The 20,320-nt window shown below is 66.3% G+C and carries 17 protein-coding genes and 2 pseudogenes; 12 read left to right on the forward strand and 7 right to left on the reverse strand.

Features of this window, described 5'->3' with window-relative positions; genetic code table 11:
* The first annotated feature begins 381 nt into the window (after positions 1-381).
* From HTY53_RS00580 to denD, 7 genes and pseudogenes are all read left to right on the forward strand, one after another.
* Positions 382-1,086: a FadR/GntR family transcriptional regulator gene (locus HTY53_RS00580; protein ID WP_174104461.1), complete on the forward strand. Its 705-nt coding sequence runs from the start codon at positions 382-384 to the stop codon at positions 1,084-1,086.
* Between the two features lie 33 nt (positions 1,087-1,119).
* Positions 1,120-2,016 (forward strand): annotated as a pseudogene (gene ltnD, locus HTY53_RS00585) (L-threonate dehydrogenase); the annotation flags it as partial.
* 55 nt (positions 2,017-2,071) lie between these two features.
* Positions 2,072-3,442 (forward strand): 3-oxo-tetronate kinase, encoded by a 1,371-nt coding sequence (otnK, locus tag HTY53_RS00590; protein ID WP_174104463.1) that lies wholly within the window; start codon positions 2,072-2,074, stop codon positions 3,440-3,442.
* Complete coding sequence (otnC, locus tag HTY53_RS00595; protein WP_174104464.1) at positions 3,439-4,077, forward strand: 3-oxo-tetronate 4-phosphate decarboxylase; 639 nt, start codon at positions 3,439-3,441, stop codon at positions 4,075-4,077. The genes otnK and otnC overlap by 4 nt, the downstream gene beginning before the upstream one ends.
* Before the next feature lie 91 nt (positions 4,078-4,168).
* Positions 4,169-5,490: pseudogene (locus tag HTY53_RS00600) on the forward strand (MFS transporter).
* Positions 5,491-5,544: 54 nt separating this feature from the next.
* Positions 5,545-6,327 (forward strand): 2-oxo-tetronate isomerase, encoded by a 783-nt coding sequence (gene otnI, locus HTY53_RS00605; RefSeq protein ID WP_174104465.1) that lies wholly within the window; start codon positions 5,545-5,547, stop codon positions 6,325-6,327.
* Positions 6,328-6,396: 69 nt separating this feature from the next.
* On the forward strand, positions 6,397-7,368 hold the full coding sequence (gene denD / locus HTY53_RS00610; RefSeq protein WP_174104466.1) for a D-erythronate dehydrogenase: 972 nt from the start codon (positions 6,397-6,399) through the stop codon (positions 7,366-7,368).
* 24 nt (positions 7,369-7,392) lie between these two features.
* Here the strand turns inward: denD and HTY53_RS00615 are convergent, their stop codons facing one another.
* Positions 7,393-8,193, reverse strand: coding sequence for an APH(3'') family aminoglycoside O-phosphotransferase (locus HTY53_RS00615; RefSeq protein WP_174104467.1), 801 nt, complete (start codon positions 8,191-8,193; stop codon positions 7,393-7,395).
* A 179-nt stretch (positions 8,194-8,372) separates the two neighbouring features.
* On the opposite strand from HTY53_RS00615, the gene HTY53_RS00620 reads away from it, so the two are divergent.
* The gene (locus tag HTY53_RS00620; protein ID WP_174104670.1) at positions 8,373-8,945 is read left to right on the forward strand and encodes a GNAT family N-acetyltransferase; all 573 of its coding nucleotides are present in this window, start codon (positions 8,373-8,375) and stop codon (positions 8,943-8,945) included.
* A gap of 31 nt (positions 8,946-8,976) precedes the next feature.
* Here the strand turns inward: HTY53_RS00620 and HTY53_RS25115 are convergent, their stop codons facing one another.
* From HTY53_RS25115 to HTY53_RS00640, 3 genes are all read right to left on the reverse strand, one after another.
* Entirely contained in the window at positions 8,977-9,723 is a 747-nt protein-coding gene (locus HTY53_RS25115) for a tripartite tricarboxylate transporter substrate-binding protein (protein WP_238511202.1), read from the reverse strand.
* Between the two features lie 148 nt (positions 9,724-9,871).
* Entirely contained in the window at positions 9,872-11,986 is a 2,115-nt protein-coding gene (locus HTY53_RS00635) for a TonB-dependent siderophore receptor (protein ID WP_174104468.1), read from the reverse strand.
* Positions 11,987-12,135: 149 nt separating this feature from the next.
* Positions 12,136-12,786, reverse strand: coding sequence for a LysE family translocator (locus HTY53_RS00640; RefSeq protein WP_174104469.1), 651 nt, complete (start codon positions 12,784-12,786; stop codon positions 12,136-12,138).
* Positions 12,787-12,956: 170 nt separating this feature from the next.
* Between HTY53_RS00640 and HTY53_RS00645 the strand changes: the two genes are divergently transcribed.
* Positions 12,957-14,000, forward strand: coding sequence for a transporter (locus HTY53_RS00645; RefSeq protein WP_174104470.1), 1,044 nt, complete (start codon positions 12,957-12,959; stop codon positions 13,998-14,000).
* Positions 14,001-14,042: 42 nt separating this feature from the next.
* On the opposite strand, the gene HTY53_RS00650 is transcribed toward HTY53_RS00645, so the two are convergent.
* Positions 14,043-14,843 (reverse strand): aminoglycoside adenylyltransferase family protein, encoded by an 801-nt coding sequence (locus tag HTY53_RS00650; protein WP_174104471.1) that lies wholly within the window; start codon positions 14,841-14,843, stop codon positions 14,043-14,045.
* Positions 14,844-15,042: 199 nt separating this feature from the next.
* Between HTY53_RS00650 and HTY53_RS00655 the strand changes: the two genes are divergently transcribed.
* Entirely contained in the window at positions 15,043-16,164 is a 1,122-nt protein-coding gene (locus HTY53_RS00655; RefSeq protein WP_174104472.1) for a Fic family protein, read from the forward strand.
* Between the two features lie 35 nt (positions 16,165-16,199).
* On the opposite strand, the gene HTY53_RS00660 is transcribed toward HTY53_RS00655, so the two are convergent.
* Positions 16,200-17,120, reverse strand: a complete 921-nt coding sequence (locus tag HTY53_RS00660; protein ID WP_174104671.1) for a LysR family transcriptional regulator — start codon at positions 17,118-17,120, stop codon at positions 16,200-16,202.
* A gap of 114 nt (positions 17,121-17,234) precedes the next feature.
* On the opposite strand from HTY53_RS00660, the gene HTY53_RS00665 reads away from it, so the two are divergent.
* Positions 17,235-18,242, forward strand: a complete 1,008-nt coding sequence (locus HTY53_RS00665; protein WP_174104473.1) for a zinc-binding alcohol dehydrogenase family protein — start codon at positions 17,235-17,237, stop codon at positions 18,240-18,242.
* A 393-nt stretch (positions 18,243-18,635) separates the two neighbouring features.
* Positions 18,636-19,313: a M48 family metallopeptidase gene (locus HTY53_RS00670; protein WP_274383259.1), complete on the forward strand. Its 678-nt coding sequence runs from the start codon at positions 18,636-18,638 to the stop codon at positions 19,311-19,313.
* Between the two features lie 72 nt (positions 19,314-19,385).
* Here HTY53_RS00670 and hutG read toward each other — a convergent pair whose 3' ends face one another.
* Positions 19,386-20,201, reverse strand: coding sequence for an N-formylglutamate deformylase (hutG, locus tag HTY53_RS00675; protein ID WP_174104474.1), 816 nt, complete (start codon positions 20,199-20,201; stop codon positions 19,386-19,388).
* Positions 20,202-20,320: the final 119 nt, after the last annotated feature.

Raw genomic sequence — 20,320 nt, forward strand, 5'->3', positions numbered from 1 at the left:
TGCGCCGACACCTCTGTACTGTCCGGGTACAGCGGTCCACTTTCTTCAGCTTAGTTAAACTATCAAGAACTGGTTTTTTTGATTCGCCAAACCACATTCAGCTGCGCACATTCCCTATACAGATATTGTAAAAATCTCAACTCGGAATCCGCCGCACGGCGTTGCGGTTTGGGTCGCACCCAAGCGGATCGTCGGGAATATCCCGTCCGATTTCAATCCGTCGATCGGATCCTCGGATAGGCGAGAGGGGGTGCCGCCTCTGTCCCACCCATTCCACGCTTCGATGCCACGCCGGCCAAGGGTTGACCCCAATGGAACCCCCTCCGCCCAAATTTGTATGATGACCTTATTACCTGATAAGGCGTCACACCACCCAACGGCATGTTCGACAAGGTTTCCGCCCCCGCGATGAGCGATACGGTCGCTCAGCAACTGCTCAAGCAGATCGAGATCGGCAGTTTTGCGGGTACCGGCAAGCTGCCTACCGAGGCTGTGCTGGCCCAGCAGTTCGGCGTCAGCCGCACGGTGATTCGGGAGGCGATCTCCCGGCTGAAGAACGAAGGCGTAGTGGAGCCGCGCCAGGGCAGCGGCGTGTTCGTCAAGGAGCATGGCGCGATCCGGCCGCTGCGCATCGACTACGCCGAGGCGGTCGAGGCCAGCTCGATGCCGCATTTGCTGGCCGTGCGCCGCGCCATCGAGGCGGAGGTGGCGGCCGAGGCCGCGCGGCGCTGCACGGATCGGGATATCGCCGAGATCGACGCGGCGCTGGCCAACATCGACGAGGCGGCGGCCGCCGGGCGCGATGGCGTGGCCGAGGATGTGGCCTTCCACCGCAAGATCGCCGCGGTGACCGGCAACCCCTATTTCATCAAGACACTGAATTTCCTGAACCAGTACCTCGAGGCCGGCGTGGCGGTGACCCGCCGCAACGAGGCGACACGTGACGATTTCTCGCGCCAGGTGCGCGAAGAACATGCGGCCATCGTCGACGCGATCCGCGCGCGCGACCCCATGGCGGCGCGCAATGCCGCCCTCACCCACCTGTACAACGCCGAGCGCCGGCTGTCGCAAGCCGGCATCTGCTGAGCGGCCGCAGCGGCGGCGCGCGCCAACCAGAGACAGATCATGTCACGACATATTGGAGTCATCGGCCTCGGTGCCATGGGCCTCGGCGTTGCGCGCTCGCTGTTGCGCGCGGGCTTTCGTGTTCACGCCTGCGACGTGCGCGACGATGTGCTGCGCGCGTTCGCCGCCGAAGGTGGCATCGCGTGCGCCACGCCGGCCGAATTGGGCGCGCAGTGCGACGTGGTGGTGACGCTGGTGGTCAATGCCGCGCAGACCGAAGCGGTACTGCTCGGCGAGCACGGCGCGGCAGCCCGCATGAAGCCCGGCAGCGTCGTGATCGCCAGCGCCACGGTGGCCCCGGACTTCGCCGTGCAGCTGGGCGAGCGCCTGGAAGCGGCGGGACTGCTGATGCTCGACGCGCCGGTGTCGGGTGGCGCCGCGCGCGCGGCATCGGGCGAGATGACGATGATGACGTCGGGACCGGCGGCCGCCTATGCCGCCTGCGAGGATGTGCTCGAGGCCATGGCTGGCAAGGTCTACCGCCTCGGTGAGCAGTACGGCGCCGGCTCGAAGGTCAAGATCATCAATCAATTGCTGGCCGGCGTACATATCGCGGCCGCTGCCGAAGCGATGGCGCTAGGTCTGCGCGAGGGCGTCGATCCCGACGCGCTGTACGACGTGATCACCCATAGCGCCGGCAACTCGTGGATGTTCGAGAACCGCGTGCCGCATATCCTCAATGGCGATTACACGCCGCTGTCCGCCGTCGACATCTTCGTCAAGGATCTGGGCCTGGTGCTCGATACCGCGCGCCGCAGCAAGTTTCCTCTGCCGCTGTCGGCCACCGCCCACCAGATGTTCATGAGCGCGTCCAGCGCCGGCCATGGCGGCGAGGACGATTCCGCGGTGATCAAGACCTTCCCCGGCATCACGCTGCCGCCCGCACGCTGACTTCGAACACGCTGAGCGCCCTTCGTTGCCGCTATCCGTTCTTCCTCGTTCGTCCATGTCCCAGTCCAACACGCCCCGCCCGCTCCTGGGTTGTATCGCCGACGATTTCACCGGCGCCACCGATCTGGCCAATATGCTGGTCAAGAGCGGCATGCGCACCGTGCAGACCATCGGCGTACCGCCGTCCGCGGCGCCGCTGCAGGCGGACGCCATCGTGGTGGCGCTCAAATCGCGCACCATCCCGGCTGCCGACGCCATCGCGCAATCGCTGGCCGCGCTCGCCTGGCTGCGCGAACAGGGCTGCCGCCAGTTCTTCTTCAAGTACTGCTCGACCTTCGACTCCACCGACGCCGGCAATATCGGCCCGGTGGCCGAGGCCCTGCTCGATGCGCTGGGCCAACAGCCCGGCTTCTCGATCGCTTGCCCGGCCTTTCCGGAGAATGGCCGCACCGTCTTTCGGGGCCACCTGTTCGTCGGCGATGCGCTGCTTAACGAGTCCGGCATGCAGAACCACCCGCTGACGCCGATGCGCGATGCCAATCTGGTACGCGTGCTGCAACGGCAGACCACGGCCAAGGTCGGCCTGATCCGCTACGACACGATTGCCGCGGGCTCAGCCGCGGTGCGCGAGGCGATCGCGCAGCTGCGCGTCGATGGGGTACGGCTGGCGATTGCCGATGCGCTGTCGGACCGCGATCTCCATGTACTGGGCGAAGCCTGCGCCGACCTGCCGCTGGTCACCGGCGGCTCCGGCATGGCGCTCGGCCTGCCCGCCAACTTCCGCCGCGCGGGTCTGTTGGCCGAGCGCACCGATGCCGCGCAACTGCCGCGCATCGAGGGCTACGCCGCCGTGCTGGCAGGCAGCGCATCGCAGGCCACCAATGCGCAGGTAGCGGCATGGCGCGGGGTGGGGATGAATTCAGGGACGAATTCGGGAACGAGTTCCGGGACGAATCCCGGGCCGAACTCGCCGGCCCACGCCCGCCCGAGTTTCCGCATCGACCCGCTCGCGGTGGCACGCGGCGAAGCGGTGGTCGAACAGGCGCTGGCGTTTGCCCGATCGCATCTGCCCGAGCCGGTGCTGATCTACGCCACCGCCACGCCCGACGAAGTGCGTCACGTCCAGCAGGCGCTCGGCGTGACGGAGGCCGGGCAACTGGTGGAGGCGACGCTCGCCGCCATCGCGCGCGGTCTGCGTGAGATGGGCGTGCGCAAGTTCGTGGTCGCCGGCGGCGAAACGTCGGGCGCCGTCGTGCAGGCGCTCGAGGTGAAATCGCTGCAGATCGGCGCGCAGATCGATCCCGGCGTGCCGGCCACCGCCACCATCGACGCCGAGCCATTGGGGCTGGCACTCAAGTCTGGCAATTTCGGCGCGGTGGACTTCTTTTCCAAGGCGCTGCGCCAACTGGAAGGAGGCGTGCAATGAGCGAGGAAGCCCGACTGCGCGAGGAAATCTGCACGATCGGCGCCAACCTGTATGCGCGCGGGCACGCGGTAGGCAGCGCCGGCAATATCAGCGCCCGGCTCGATGACGGCTGGCTGATCACGCCAACCGACGCCTGCCTGGGCCGCCTGGACCCCGCGCGCATCGCCAAGGTCGATGCGAACGGCCAGCATGTGTCCGGGGACAAGCCATCGAAAACGCTGGCGTTGCATCGTGGCGTCTATGCCAACGACCCGAACGCGCACGGCGTGGTGCATACGCATTCGACGCATCTGGTCGCGCTGACGCTCGCAGGGGTCTGGAGCGAAGACGACGTGCTGCCGCCGATCACGCCCTACTACGTGATGAAGGTTGGCCATGTTCCGCTGCTGCGCTATCGGCGCCCTGGCCATGCGGAGGTGGCGGCGCAAGTGGCCGCGCTCGCCTCGCGCGTACGCGGCGTGTTGCTCGACCGGCTCGGCCCGGTGATGTGGGGCGCGTCGGTTTCGCAGGCGTCCTGGGCGCTCGAAGAACTCGAGGAAACCGCGCGCCTGTGGTTGATGACCGATCCCAAACCGGCGCCGCTCGACGCCGCGGCGCTCGACGAACTACGCCAGACCTTCGGCGCACGCTGGTAGCGAGCGCGCAGCCCGCGGTGTGCACGGGCTTTGATCACGCACACCGGCGCCGACACGATAGCCGGCCCGACACAATCCAAGGAGACAACGCATGACAGCCTACGACGCGGCAGTGCCCGCCTACGTCGACGCACCCGACAAAGCCGAACTCGACCTGACCTACCGCAAGGTGTTCTGGCGCATCGTGCCATTCCTGATGCTGTGCTACGTGGTGGCGTATCTGGACCGCGTCAATGTCGGCTTCGCCAAGCTGCAGATGTCGCAGGACCTGGCCTTCAGCGAGACCGTGTTCGGCCTGGGCGCCGGCATCTTCTTCCTCGGCTACTTCCTGTTCGAACTGCCGAGCAATATGCTGATGCACCGGCTCGGCGCCCGCATCTGGATCGCCCGCATCATGATCACCTGGGGCATCCTGTCGGCCATGTTCGCCTTCGTCACGACGCCGACGCAGTTCTATGTTCTGCGCTTTCTGCTGGGGCTGGCGGAGGCGGGTTTCTATCCCGGCGTGATCCTTTATCTGACCTACTGGTTCCCGTCGCACCGCCGCGCCAAGATCATCGCGGTATTCATGTCCGCGATTCCGGTATCGGGCATCTTCGGCAATCCGCTTTCCGGCTGGATCATGGAGAGCTTTCACGGCGGCGCGGGCTTCCACGGCTGGCAGTGGATGTTCGTACTGGAGGCCGTGCCCGCGGTGCTGATCGGCATCGCGACGATTCTCTATCTGGACAACAATATCCGCAGCGCCAAATGGCTGACCGAACGCGAAAAGCAGCTGCTGGCCGACGAAATCGCCGCGCAGCCGCAGGAACAGCAGAAGAACACGCACTCGTTGCGCGCGGTCTTCCGTGATCCGCGCCTGTGGTGGATGTCGCTGATCTACTTCGCCTTCGTGTCCGGGCAGTACGGCTGACGTTCTGGATGCCGACCTTCGTCAAATCGACCGGCATCAAGGGCACGCTGGAAATCGGGCTGCTGAGCGCGATTCCGTTCGTGGTGGCCATCGTCGCGATGAACCTGTTCGGCCATAGCGCTGACAAGCGCCGCGAGCGGCGCTGGCATCTGATCGTGCCGGCGCTGATGGGCACCGTCGGCTTTACCATTGCCGCATCCGCCACCGGCAACACCACGCTGTCGATCGTGGCGCTGTCGGTGGCCGCTGCGGGCGTGCTGACCTGCGCCCCGCTGTTCTGGTCCCTGCCAACCGCGTTTCTCGCCGGCAGCGCCGCCGCGGCCGGCATCGCCATCATCAATTCGATCGGCAATCTGGCCGGCTTCGCCAGCCCCTATCTGATCGGCTATCTGCGCGACGCCACCAACAGCACCGCCAGCGGCATGTATGTGCTGGCCGGCATGCTGGTGCTCGGTGCCGTCGCCGTGTGGCTGACGCCGGCCAGGCTGGTCAACCGCTAATATGAATGCGGCGCGCTTGCGCCGCTTCCTTCCACCTCATCACGACTTGCCGCCATGCCACGCTTTGCCGCCAATCTTTCGATGATGTACAACGAGCACGCGTTCCTGGACCGCTTTGCCGCGGCCGCGAACGATGGCTTCCGTGCCGTCGAGTATCTGTTCCCCTACGATTACCCCGCGGCCGACCTGAAGTCGCGGCTCGATGCCAATGGCCTGCAGCAGGCGCTGTTCAATGCGCCGCCCGGCGACTGGGCTGCCGGTGAACGCGGCATTGCGTCGCTGCCCGGCCGGGAAGACGAATTCCGGCGCAGCATCGATACGGCGCTCGACTACGCGCGCGTGCTGGGCAACGACAAGCTGCACGTGATGGCGGGCCTCACGGCGCCGGGCGTGTCGCGCGAACAGCAACGCGCGCTCTATCTGCGCAACCTGGAGTACGCCGCCCGCACCGCGCAAGCCGACGGCATCACCGTAGTGATCGAGCCGATCAACACGCGCGATATCCCGGGCTTCTTCCTGAACCGCCAGGACGAGGCGCAGGCGATCTGCGGCGAGATTGGTGCGCCCAACCTCAAGGTGCAGTTCGATTGCTATCACTGCCAGATCGTCGAAGGCGATGTGGCCACCAAGCTCAAGCGCGACATGGCGGGCATCGGGCATATCCAGATCGCCGGCGTGCCGGAGCGGCAGGAGCCGGATATCGGCGAGTTGAACTATCCCTATCTGTTCGACGTGATCGACGCGCTCGGATACCAGGGCTGGATCGGCTGCGAATATCGCCCCAGGGCCGGCACCAGCGAAGGGCTTGGCTGGCTGCGCGCCTGGCTGCAGCGGTAATCATCGCGGTAGCAGAGGCATTCACGGCGGGCCGCCCGCCGATCTCGCGATTCAACAAGGCAACGCATCATGAAAGTACTGATTACCGGCGGCGCCGGTTTCCTCGGCCAGCGTCTGGCCAAACAGCTGCTGGCGCGCGGCGAATTGACCGGCCCCGACGGCAAGCCGGCGTCCATCACCGAACTGGTGCTGGTCGATGTCGTGCAAGGCAGCGACCTGGGCGACAAGCGCGTGACCGCGCTCGTCGGCGATATCGCCGACCCTGCTCTGCTCGAACGCGCGATCGACGGCGATACCGCGGTGGTGTTCCATCTGGCCGCCATCGTCAGCGGACAGGCGGAGGCCGATTTCGATCTGGGCATGCGTATCAACCTCGACGCCTCGCGCACGCTGCTCGAAGTGTGCCGAGCCCGGGGCCATCGGCCGCGCGTCGTGTTCACCAGCTCGGTCGCCGTCTATGGCGGCACGCTGCCCGAGGTGGTGCGCGACGATACCGCGCTCAATCCGCAATCGTCCTACGGCACGCAGAAGGCGATCGCCGAATTGATGCTGGCCGATTACAGCCGGCGCGGCTTTGTCGACGGCATCGTGCTGCGGCTGCCGACGATCAGCGTGCGCCCCGGCCGGCCCAATGCCGCCGCATCGTCGTTTGCCAGCGGCATCATTCGCGAACCGCTGAACGGCGAGAAAGCGATCTGCCCGGTGCCGGGCGACACGCGGCTATGGCTGTTGTCGCCGCGCCGCGCGATCGAGGCGCTGATTGCGGGCAGCGAACTGCCCGGCGAACGGCTGGGCAACCGGCGCATCGTCAATCTGCCGGGCGTTTCCGTGACCGTGGATGAAATGATCGCATCGCTGCGCGAAGTGGCCGGCGACGAGGTAGCGAACCGCATTCGCCGCGAGCCCGACGCCCGCGTTCAGCAGATCGTCGGCAGCTGGCCGGGCCGATGGGACACGACGCGTGCCGAGCAACTGGGGCTGCGCGGCGACGCCAGCTTCGCCGATGTCGTGCGGGCTTATATCGAGGACGAGTTGCGCTAGGGCGAACGCGGACGGCAGCGCCGTTCACCCCCAGGTTAGCGGATCGAGCCGCAGGTAGAAGGTCAATCGTTCACGGTCGGCCGTCACTTCAAGCGTGTCGAACAGCATGGCGAATGCCTGTTCGGCCTGCTGCGTTGACTCCCAGCTTTCTTCCGCATTGGCCACCATCAGCGCAAGGTCGGCATAGCGGTCCGCCCTGCCGAGCCGACCCAGGTCGATCAGCCCCGTACATTGCAGCGTGTGCGGGTCGACCATGAAGTTCGGCAGGCACGGATCGCCGTGACAGACGACCGTCGACTGCGCCTCCTGCGCAAGACGGCCGGGCAGTTCGCGTTCCACGCGCGACAGCAGTTCGGGGCCCGACATACCCTTGTCCTCGTCGGGGAGAAAGTCTGGATTGACTGCATCTCGCGCCACCACGCCCACTGCGAGCTCGAACATCCTCGACAGACTCCGATCGAACGGGCAGTCTTGGGGCTGCAACGCGTGCAGGGCACCAAGCTGCCGCACCATCGACGGCCACGCCACGAGCAAATCCGTACCCGGCAAATCGGCCGCTGGCACGCCTGGTACGGCCGTCATTACGAGGCAGGCTCCACTCCCTGATTCATGCCAGTCGAGCACCCTGGGGCAGGCAAGGCCTTTGCCCTCCAGCCATGCCAGGCGATCGCGCTCCGCGGCGAGATCCGCCGAGCGCGAAGCCGGCGCAATCTTCGCAAAGGCCTGGCCGTCATCGCGCCGATAGACAAGATCGCCCGATTCCCCCGTTCGGACCGGAATCCAGCGAAAGCGGTCGTTATCGGCCAGGGCCGCCAGCAGCGTCATTTCCTTTCCCCCTCTGTCCTGTGCGGCATCTTGCCCGAAACAGGAATTCGCGCTGGTAGACCAGACCCGGAATCGAGGCCGGCGCGGCGTCGCCCTCGAACAAGCTGAACTGTTCCATCGCGTCCCCTGGCGTAGCATTGCACCTGGCCAGTCTACGCCGACGACGCCGTCGGGCAACCATGCATCCCATCCACCTCGAAACGCCCCGCCTGCTCGTGCGCCCGTGGCAGGCATCGGACAGCGAGCCGTTCGCCGCGCTCAACGCCGATTCCCATGTCATGCGCTACTTTCCGGCGCCCTTCGACCGCGCCGCCAGCGACGCGATGATCGCCCGCTGCAGCGCGCATATCGCCGAGCACGGGTTCGGGTTCTGGGCGGTGGAACGCAAGGGGGATGGCGCGTTTATCGGCATGGTCGGCCTCAATATCCCCAGCGCGCCATTGCCATTCGCGCCCTGCGTGGAAATCGGCTGGCGCCTTGCGGCCGAATACTGGGGTCAGGGCTACGCCAGCGAGGCGGCACGCGCCTGCTTGCGGGCCGGCTTCGAGGTGTTCGGCCTGAACGAGATCGTGTCGTTCACCGCCTTGCTGAACCGGCCATCGCAGGCGGTGATGGAACGGCTGGACATGCGCCGCTGCGCGGAAACCTTCGAACACCCGAACGTGCCCGAAGGTCATCCGCTGAAGCCGCATTGCGTGTATCGGCTGACGCGGGAACACTGGGAGGACCGGGAGCAAGTCACGGGCGGCTAGTGCGTTCGACCGAGTGCTGCGTGGACAAACCTCAGGCCATCTCGCTCTCGAGTCCGCGCATCCGCGCCTGTATCGTCGCGGCCAGCTGCATCAATGGCCCGGCCAGGTCGGCTTCGATGATCTCCATGTCTTGTTGCGTCGATACACTGACGTTCAAGACATGGACCCCATAGCCGCTGATCTGCAATGGCGTCGCCATGGCAACGACCTGTGGCTGCCATGACGCCACGCAATAGCCTTTCTCTCGCACCGAATGGACCGCGGCGTCGATCTCCCGAGACACGCGGCTCCAGCCGCGGCCCCGGTGTTTTTCGGCCATCGCCAGCAACATCGCCTCGAAGGCGTCGGGCGCAAGCGTCGCGAGGTAGGCCCGCCCCAGCGAGGTCAATGCCATCCTTATGCGCTGCCCGCTCACCACCGTCCGCAACGACTGTCGGCGGTTGTAGCGGAACGACTCGAGATAGACCATCTCGTCGCCATCGGCCTTCCCGACCACGCGGACGCTGACGGCCGGGACACCGGCGGGCACGGCCTTCTTCGCCGCCGCGTTCAGTCGCGCGATCACGGCCGGCGGCGTGCCGGCCGGCGCAAACAGGCCATACCAGCTGTCGGCCACGTAGTTGGGCACGCCGCTCTCGGCGATGGTCGGCACCTTGCTCAGCGCCGGCGCCTGGGAACGCTGCGCGGTCGTCACCGCCACCGCGCGCAGCTTGCCGCTCTCCAGGTGCGGCGCGACGGCAGCGGCGGTGGCGAACATCAGGCCTTGTCCGCTCGGCATACAGCCCCCTATTTCCATTGCGTGGAAATGCACGATATGCAGCGGGCACCGGATCGAACGGGCAAAAAAAAGCCCGGCAGAGCGATGCACGCTGCCGGGCGGGATGCCCTTTCCGGCCGGTCCCGGAATGTCGTCCGCCGGGGAACCCTCAGAACTGATACTTGACGCCCGCGACGAACTGCCGGCCCAGGCCCGGAATCACCGCGAGATTGCCCCACGATGCGGGGTAGTACTCCTTGTCGAACAGGTTGTGGACGTCGAAGAAGACGCGCGTCCTGCGGTCGATCTGCCAGTACGACACCAGCTTCACCGTGGCATAGGCAGGCAGCGAATACGTGTCGGTGGCATTCCCGGAGCGCGAGCCCACATAGACGATGCCGGTGCCGACGCCGTAGCGGCCGCCGAACCGCGGCATCGCATCTTCGCGGATTGCCAGCAGGCTGGCGCTGACCTTAGGGATATTGGTCACGCGCGTGCCGGGGGCGATGGCATTGTCTTCGGTGACCTTGGCGTTCGTCAGCGTGAAGCTGGCGCTGACACGCCAGTGCTGGTCGAGCTGGCCGAAGGCGTCCGCCTCGACGCCGCGGCTGGTGACCTCGCCGGCCGCGACGCTGAAGTTCGGATTGGTCGGGCTACGCGTCAGCACATTGGTCTTGCGGATATCGAAGACCGCCAGCGTCGCGCCCAGCTTCGCATCGGCCGCTTGCCATTTGACGCCCGCCTCCAGCGCACGCCCGCTCTGCGGATCGAAAGGATTGCCGGCTTCGTCGACGCCGCTGTTGGGACGGAACGACTTGCCCCACGACGCATAGACCGAGGTCTGGGCATTGGGCAGCCACGTCACGCCCAGGCGCGGCGAAACGGCATGCTGATTCTGGCTCGTGGACCGCCCGGTGATCAGATTGTCAAGACTCTGGTGATAGCTGTCGAAGCGCACGCCGGCCAGCACCTTCCATTGCTCGCTCAGCGAAATCTCGTCCTGCACGAAGGCGCCCACGTTGCGCTGGTTCTCGCGCGTCGAGGTCGTCATTACCAGCGGCGGCTTCGCCTGGCCATAGACCGGCTCGTAGATGTCGATCGCATAGGGGTTGCTCGCCAGCGTCGAGTACGCGATGTCCATGCCCATGTGCAGGCGCGACGCGTCGACGCCGAACAGCATGCGGTGCCCCAGGCCGCCGGTGTCGAAATTGCCCTCGACTTCGGCCTGCATCGAGGTGTCGCGCGACGGCAGCGTGCGCCAGCTGTGGCGACGGGTCAGCGTGCGGCCGTCGGGCAGCACGCTGCCGAGGTCGGCGGCATAGCCTTCGAAGCCCGATTCCTTGTAGCTCGCCCCGATGCGGGTGCGCCAGCCCGGCGCCAGCTCGCGGTCCAGCGTGAGCTGATGCGTGTCGCTCGACAGATGCAGATTCGGATCGTTGGGCTCGCCCAGATAGCGGTTGCGCGGCAGATCGATCCGGCCGTTGACGTTGACCAGGCCGCGGTCCAGCGGCGTGCGCGCGCGCATGAACTCGCCTTCGTACTGCAGCAGCGTCTTGTCGTCCAGCGCCCATGCCAGCGCCGGCGCGACGAGGTACTTGTTGTTGTCGATCAGCGAACTACGGCTCGCGCCGTCTTCGCCCATGACATTGAGGCGGTAGGCGAGCTTGTCGGTGATCGGACCGGTGCTGTCGACCGCCGCACGCCGAAAGCCGAGCGTGCCGACGCTGAGCTCGGCGCTCGTCGCCGGCGTGAACCTCGGCTTCTTGGTCACGATATTGATCGTGCCGCCCGGCTCGCTGCTGCCGTAGACGGCAGCGGCCGGGCCCTTGAGGAATTCGAAGCGCTCGACCGTGGCGGTGTCGCGCATCGGGTTGTAGCCGCGGGAGCCGGGGAAACCATTGACCAGATAACCCATGTCCGTGCTGCTGAAGCCGCGGATCGCATAGTTGTCCCAGGTGCCGCCGAAATCGTTCAGGCGCGAAATGCCGCTGACATAGTCGACCGTATCGGCCAGGCGCGTGGCGCCGAGGTCGTCGATCAGTTCGGTGGTGACCACGCGAACGGACTGCGGTATTTCGCGCAACGGCGTTTCGGTACGCGTCGCGCCACGGCTCTCGGTGGGCACGTAGCCGCCGGCGGCATTCGCGCTGACGCGGACTTCGGGAAGATCGGCCGGGGCCTCGTTGTTGGGGGTATCGGCGTGGGCCGTACCGAACCCGAACCCGGACAGGACAGCCAGCGTGACCGGCCAGGCGAAGCGGCGGGTCGACGGAATGATGGACATCGAAGGAACGAAAAGTCGGCGGAAAGCCGGCAATCATACCCGGAATCGAGAACGATTCGTATTTCGATTAAGCCGCGACCTAACACTGCCTCAATACCCGATCCTGCCACGCGGCCATTTCCATTCCGGTTCGATGCCGACCGCCGCCGCTATTTCTTGCCGTTCCCCGCAAATGCCGCCGTAATGCCCAGCCCGATCAGCAGCGTGCCGCCGACGTAGCGCTCGAATGTCAGATATCCGCGGCTATGCCGCAACCAGCGGCCGGCCGCGCTCGCGGCCAACGCATAGCACGCATCGCTGATCAGGCCGAGCAGCGTGAACAGCAATCCCAGGAACACGATCTGTGTCGCCACGTGGCCGCGGCCGACGTCGACGAACTGCGGCAGGAAGGCCAGGAAAAACAGCGCCGTCTTGGGATTGAGCAGATTGACGATAAAGCCGTCGCGGAACAGCCGTGCATAGCGGCGCTGCTGCGGCACGGCATCGACGGCGACGGGCGCCGGCCGGCCGAAGATCTTTTTCAGCCCGAGCCAGATCAGATAGGCGGCACCGGCATACTTCAGGATGCTGAACGCCACGGCGGACGAAGCCAGCAAGGCGGACAGGCCGAGCGCGGCGGCCAGCACGTGCACCAGCGTAGCCGTATGGATGCCGAGATCCGATACCAGCCCGGCCTTGCGGCCCTGCTCCACCGATTGCGCAATGATGTACAGCACCGCGGGGCCCGGAATCACCAGCAACACGAGCGCGGCGCTGATGAACAGGATCAGATTGGCGGTATTGGGGATGACGAATTCCATGGCTGATCTCCGGGTAGCCAGCATCGGTTGGAAGAGGAGCGGCTACTTTACCGCAGGATGGCCTCGGTCATGGACGCCCCCTGCTGCGCCCACTCCGGTGCGCGCTGCCCGACCGTCACTGCGTCGTCATCCTGGCCTGCTACGGTAGCGCGCTGCATAGCGGAGCGCGCATGACTGCAGAACGCGTCGAGCCGGGATACGGCTCGGATCCGGTCGGCTTGGTGGCCGGCTATCACTTCAAGCCGGGCCAACCCGGCATCCCCATCGATTCGAATGCCGCCGTAGCGTGGCTGACGCGCACGAACGCCGCAGACATCGGGGACGATGGCGGAGACGGCGAATTCGTCTGGCTGCATTTCAATCTGGCGCACAGCGCGTGCGAACGCTGGCTCAAGAGTCGACTGGCGTTGCCCGAGGACTTTTTCGAAGCCTTGCGGCAAGGGTCACGCTCGACCCGGATCGAACGACTCGACAATGCGCTGCTCGCGGTCGTCAACGACGTGATCTACAACTTCGGTGCCGGCTCCAATGACGTGTCGACGATGTGGGCCTGCGCCGACCGGCGCCTGCTGGTCACCGCGCGCCCGAAGCCGCTGCGCGCCGTGGACCGGCTGCGTGCGGCAGTACGGGCCGGCGAGGCATTCCTCTCGCCGTTCGCGCTGGTGGTGCATCTGCTGCGCGATCAGGCCGATGTGCTTGCGCAGATCGTGCGCGAAACCAGCGACGGAGTAGACCGCATCGAAGATCAGCTGCTGTCGCAGCGGCTGCGCGGCAACCGCGCCGAACTCGGCGCGATGCGGCGCGCGCTGGTACGGCTGCAGCGCCTGCTGGCACCCGAGCCCGGGGCCTTGTTCCGGCTGCTGAACAAGGCGCCATCCTGGCTGCAGGAAGCCGATCTGCAGGACCTGCGCGAGGCCACCGAGGAATTCTCGCTGGTGCTGGCCGATCTCGCCGGCCTGGTCGAACGGATCAAGCTGCTGCAGGAAGAGATTGCGGCAGCCGTCAACGAACAGACCAGCCGCACCCTTTTTACGTTGACGCTGGTCACGGTGCTGGCCCTTCCGATCAATATCATCGCCGGCTTCTTCGGCATGAACGTGGGCGGCATTCCGTTCGCCGACCACCCGCACGGGTTCTGGCTGCTGGTCGCGCTGGTGGCCAGCTTCACGATGCTGGCCGGACGCTGGGCTTTTCGCAAACGCGAGGACCGCTAGCGGGCCGTCCGTCATCGCCGCGTGGCACGTCGGCCGCCGTTGTCATTCACCGGCGCCCCGTCCAGCGAGTCGCTGGATGGCCTCGCCGGCATAGCGGGCGAAGGCGTTGACGTCATCGCGCCGCGTGCCCCAGTCTTCCTGCACCGCGTGCCCGCGATACGCGTCGCGCGCCGTCGCGAGCACGGCGCGATGCTCGACCGGAAGGCGAGGCAGCAGCCAGTCTGCGGCGACATCCTTGGGCACGATGCTGTCTGTGGCCAAGGTGACCCACATCCGCGCCAGCGTCAGCATGACATTGCGTTCGTCGCCGGAGAGGTTCGCCACCAGTGCCGGCAGGCTCTGCGCGATCGCGAGCCGAATATCGCCGGCCGGAATGTTCGGAAGGAATTGAGTGAGCGCCGGACCGAGCAATGCGCGGTGGCCTTGCAAGGCGGTTGCCAGCATCAGTGTCAAATCGGGATCGACGGTCGGCGCCGGCACCACGCCCGCTTCGAAATCGTCGCGCAGCCATTCTCCGTAGACGAAGTCGCTCCGTGCCGGGTGACGCCACGGGGCGATGTCGTCGAGCACCACGATCGTGACCTCGGCATTGCGGGCCGGGCCCCACTCCGCGCGCGCGCCGGAGACCTTCATCAACGCGGCCACCAGTTGCTCGCGGCTCGACTCCGATATCGTCCGATGCGTCAGCGCCAGCAGGTCGACATCGCTGTTCGGCCGCAGCCCGCCCCCGATGGCAGAGCCGAACAGGTAGGCGCCGGCGATGTTGTCGCCGAGCGCGCCGACTACGACATCGAGAATGCGCCGGACTTCGATCGGGACGGGCTCGTTGGCAAGCGGCGGCATGGGGCAGTGGCGTCGTGGCTTCGTTGGGGAGTCGATCGAACGCAATACTAGCGCGCTGTCGGCGCTCTCCCCGCACGTCCACGAGATCGCGCGTCCGTGGCTCTCCGTTGCAGCGCGTCATAAGGCCTCGGCATCCGGGTTGAAGTGACTTTTGGAGCATCAATTTGACCATGCGGGAAATACGGGCCATAATCTCCGCATGAATTACGGTGAATACGTCTGGCAATCGCCGCACTGGCCGCGGTGGCAGTACGATCTGGCCGCTCTGGCGACCGCCATGGCGGAGACCACCCGCGCGCAGGGCCTCCTGCTTGGCCGACTGGCCGATCTCGGCATGGGTTTCAAAAACGAAGCCTGCCTCGCCGTCCTGACCGAAGACGTCGTCAACACGAGCGCTATCGAAGGCGAGTCGTTGAATGTGGCGTCGGTCCGCTCTTCCGTGGCCCGCCGGCTGGGCGTCGATATCGGAGCACTGGCTCCGGCCGACCGACACGTCGACGGCGTCGTGGACATGATTCTGGATGCCACCAGCAATGCCCAGCAGCCGGTCAATGCCGATCGTCTTTTTGGTTGGCATGCCGCCCTTTTTCCAACCGGCTATTCGGGCATGAGCCGAATCCGCGTGGCTGCGTGGCGGGATGACCGCAACGGCCCGATGCAAGTCGTATCCGGGCCGATCGGCAGACAGCGCGTTCACTACGAAGCGCCGCCGGCCGACCGCCTCGAAGGCGAGACGGCACGCTTCCTGGACTGGCTGAACGGATCCGACGAGGACCCACCGCTACTCAAGGCCGGCATAGGCCATCTTTGGTTTGTCACCCTGCACCCGTTCGATGACGGCAACGGCCGTATCGCGCGCGCGATTGGCGACCTGTTGCTAGCGCGCGCCGACGGCACGCCGCAGCGCTTCTATAGCCTCTCCGCGCAAATCCAGCGAGAACGCACGGCCTACTACGAAATCCTTGAGCGGACCCAGAAAGGCACTCTCGATATCACGCAGTGGCTCGCCTGGTTTCTCGCGACGTTGCACACGGCCATGCTGCAGGCCAACAAGACACTGGATCGGGTACTGCTCAAGGCGCGCTTCTGGCAGCGGGCCGCGACGGTGCCGATGAACGAGCGGCAAATCAAGGTGCTGAACCGCTTGCTGGACGGCTTCGAGGGCAAGCTGACGAGCGCGAAATGGGCGGCCATCGGCAAATGTTCGAACGATACGGCGCTGCGCGACATCAATGAGTTGGTGCAACACGGCGTGCTGCAGAAGTCAGCGGCTGGTGGCCGCAGCACGAGCTACGAGCTAGCCGCGCCGGCAGAGACCTGACGCGACGGTTTTCGATCGCGGCAGCGACAAGCGGCTCAACGCACCGCCGCCGCATACAGCGCAGTCAACGCCGCGCACCGCTCCTTCAGCAGCGCCTGCAATTCGCGCACCGCCGGCGAGAACTGCTTGCGGTGCGGGCAGACCAGTTGCAGCGGGGTGCTCTCGCCCGGCTCTTGCGGCAGCAGCACGGTCAGGCGGCCGGCTTGCACGTCGCCGCAGACGTCGAGCCACGACTTGTAGGCGATGCCCTCGCCCTGCACCGCCCAGCGACGGACCACGTCGGCGTCGTCGGTGTACAGGCTGCCCTTGACCTCGATGAGCCGCCTGCCGCCGGCGGTCTCGAAGGGCCATTTGTCGTAGACCCGACCGCTCAGGTGGTACAGCAGGCAGCGATGCGAGGCCAGTTCGTCCAGCGATTGCGGGCGACCGTGCCGGGCCAGATAGGCCGGCGAGGCGATCAGCACGCGGCGGTTCTCCGGCGCCAGCGGCAGGGCGACATAGCTGGCCTCCTCGATGCGCCCGTAGCGGATCGCGACATCGATCGGATCGCGGAAGACGTCGGTGACGTGGTCGGACAGATAGAGCCGCAGCGTCAGGTCGGGATGGGCCCGGCGGAATTCGGTGATCCAGGGCAGCAGCACATTGCGGCCGAGATCCGACGGCGCCGTGACGCGCAGCAGGCCGCTCAGCGCGGCGCCATCGCCGCGCAGCCTGTCGCGGCCCTCGTTCAGCGTGGCCAGGACCTCCTGCGCGTAGGGCAGGTAGCGCTCGCCCTCGGCGGTCAGGCGCAGGCTGCGGGTCGAGCGCGCGAACAGGCGGATATCGAGATCGCGCTCCAGCCGCTTGACCGCGGCGCTGACCTGCCCCGGCAGCAGATCCGCCTCGCGCGCCGCGCTGGAAAAGCTGCCAAGGGCGGCGCTACGCACGAACAGGGACAGGTCTTCGAGGCGGATCATTTTCACGCGCAGAGAGAAAGTGCTGGCGGATTTTACCGCTTACCGGATAGGCCGCAGCGGCGCAAGATAGCGGCACCGTTCAGGCAAACCCTCCCCTCAAGTCACGGAGCCCACATGAAAGCCATCGCCTACCTCCAGCACGGCCTGCCGATCGACGACCCGGCCGCGCTGATCGACGTCGATCTGCCGACGCCCGAACCCGGTCCGCGCGACCTGCTGGTGCAGGTGCGCGCCATCGCAGTCAACCCGGTCGATACCAAGGTCCGGGCCTCGTCCGCGGTCGCGGCCATGCGCGTGCTGGGCTGGGACGCGGTCGGCAAGGTCGTCCGCGTCGGCAGTGCGGTCACGCTGTTCGCGCCGGGCGACGACGTCTACTTCGCCGGCTCGATCACGCGCGCCGGCAGCAATGCGGAGTACTGCCTCGTCGACGAACGCATCGCCGCACGCAAGCCAGCTTCGCTGTCGGACGCCGAAGCCGCGGCACTGCCGCTGACGACGATCACCGCGTGGGAACTGCTGTTCGACCGGCTGCGTGTTCCCGAGCACGGCGGCGCGGGCCAGCACCTGCTGATCGTTGGCGCCGGCGGCGGCGTCGGCTCGATCCTGACCCAGCTCGCGCGCCAGCTGACCGGCCTGACCGTGATCGGCACGGCGTCGCGTCCGGAGACGCGCGACTGGGTGAAGTCGCTCGGCGCCCATCACGTCATCGACCACACCAGGCCCTTGCGTGAAGAACTGGAGCGCATCGGCGTGCCGCAGGTCGAGCATGTCGCCAGCCTGACCCACACCGGACAGCACTACCCGCAATTGATCGACGTGCTGGCGCCGCAGGGTCAGCTCGCCGTGATCGACGATCCGGCCACGCTCGACGTGATGCCGATGAAGCGCAAGTCGCTGTCGCTGCATTGGGAATTCATGTTCGCGCGGCCGATGTTCGAGACGCCGGACATGATCCGCCAGCACGAACTGCTGACCCGCGTCGCGCAACTGATCGACGCCGGCACGATCCGCACCACGCTTGGCGAGCATTTCGGCACGATCAACGCCGCCAACCTGCGCCGCGCCCATGCGCTGATCGAGAGCGGCCGGGCGCGCGGCAAGGTGGTGCTCGAAGGGTTCTGAACGCGGCGGCGGCGCATTCGCGCTGGAGCCCTTTGGGTTGCGTCGCCCGGCGCGATATCGGTAAGGGTAAGAGGCTCATGTCGCCGAAACCGCAAAACGGCGACACGTCCGTCGCTCATGTCGTCGCCAGCGACATATGGCCGGAACGTGTCGTCAAAACGCGATTTTGTGCGACATGACACCCAAGGGAGAGGCGAATGACGCACACCACGTCAGACATCGCCCGCTACCGTCACGACGTTCCGCTGCCTATGCTGCTGGATTCTCCAGCACCACAGCACCGAAGGAATTGCCATGATCTCAGCCAAGCCCGCCCGTCCTGCCCTATGCCTGAAGGCATCCCTGCTCGCTACCCTCACCGCCGCCCTGCTGGCCGGTTGCGCCGGCGCGAACATGCAGGGACTGACGCAGGCCGGCGGCAGCCTGTTCACGGCCGCGACATTGACCGACGCCAACATCAAGACGCTGTCGGACCAGTCCTGTGCGGAGATGGACAAGAAGAACAAGATCGCGGATCCGTCGAGCACCTATGGGCAGCGTCTGAGCAAGATCATGGCGGGTCTGCAGAATACCGGCCTGCCGCTCGATGCCAAGGTCTACGAGACCAAGGAGATCAACGCCTGGGCGATGGCCAACGGCTGCGTGCGCGTCTACAGCGGGCTGATGGACATGATGACCGACGACGAAGTGCGCGGCGTGGTCGGACACGAGATTGGCCACGTCGCGCTCGGCCACACCAAGGCGGCAATGCAGGTGGCCTACGCGACCGCTGCCGCGCGCGGCGTGCTGGGGGCCGCAGGCAGCGCAACGCTGAATGCGCTGTCGTCGTCGCAGTTGGGCGAGCTGGCCGAGACGCTGGTCAACTCGCAGTTCTCGCAGCGGCAGGAGACCGCGGCGGACGACTACTCCTTCGATCTGCTGACGAAGAACAAGTCCAATCGGGAGGCGCTGGTGACGGCCTTCCGCAAGATGGCGGCGCTCGACGGCGGACAGTCGAGCATGCTGAGCACCCACCCCGGTTCGCTGCAGCGCGCCCAGCATATCGAGGAGCGGCTGCGCAGCGGGAAGTAATGTTGGCCTGCGATGAGAGACGGCATACGACGTCTCTCATCCGGCCGATGTCATCGCAGCTTCAGTGCGATCTCAGCGCTTCTCGACAAAGGCCAGCACGGCCTCGAGCATCTGCCGCAGCGTCGGCTGCAGCTTGCCCGCCAGCGCCTCGTCGTAGTCGAACGGATACTGCTCGCGCATATAGGTGCATTGCGACAGCTCGAGCTGGATCGCATGCACGCCCTGCGCGGGCTGTCCGTATTGGCGCGTGATATAGCCGCCCTTGAAGCGGCCGTTCAGCACCGAGGTATAGCCCTGCGCTTCAGCGGCGATCTTCGCGACCTGGTCGGCCAGCGCGGCATCGCAGCTCGCGCCGTTGGCGGTCCCGAGATTGAAGTCGGGCAGCTTGCCGTCGAAAAAGCGTGGCAGCACCGAGCGGATCGAATGCGCGTCCCACAGCGCGATCGTGCCGTGCTCGGCGCGCAGCCGCTGCAGTTCTCCGGTCAGGGCGTCGTGGTAAGGACGCCAGACCGCGTCGCGGCGCGCGAAGATTTCCGTCTCGTCCGGTCCTACGCCATTGGCGTACAGCGGCGTCTTGTCGAAGGTGTCGACCGGGCACAGCCCGGTGGTGTCCTGGCCGGGATAGAGATTGGCGTTGTCGGGCGGCCGATTCAGGTCCACGACATAGCGCGAATGCGTCGCCATCAGGACCGACGCGCCAAGCTCGCGCGCGAAGCCGTAGAGCCGGTCCATATGCCAGTCGGTGTCCGGCACAGTGCGCGCCTCGTCGGTCAGCCGGTCGGCGACCGACGGCGGCAGATAGGTGCCCACATGGGGCATCGAGATCAGCAGCGGGCGCGTGCCGCGCTGCAGCGTGAAGGCCGGGGTATCGGTGGAGAAGGAAGTCATATTGCTGCTACGAGTGGCATCGCCGCCGGCCGGTTGCTTGTTGCTTGTCGCTTGTCGCTTGTTGCGTGGTGCGCGTGGCCGGTGGCGATATCAAGGTTCGTGTGGAATGCGGTCCGCGG

This window comes from Cupriavidus gilardii, from assembly GCF_013314895.1.
Classification (GTDB): domain Bacteria; phylum Pseudomonadota; class Gammaproteobacteria; order Burkholderiales; family Burkholderiaceae; genus Cupriavidus; species Cupriavidus gilardii_C.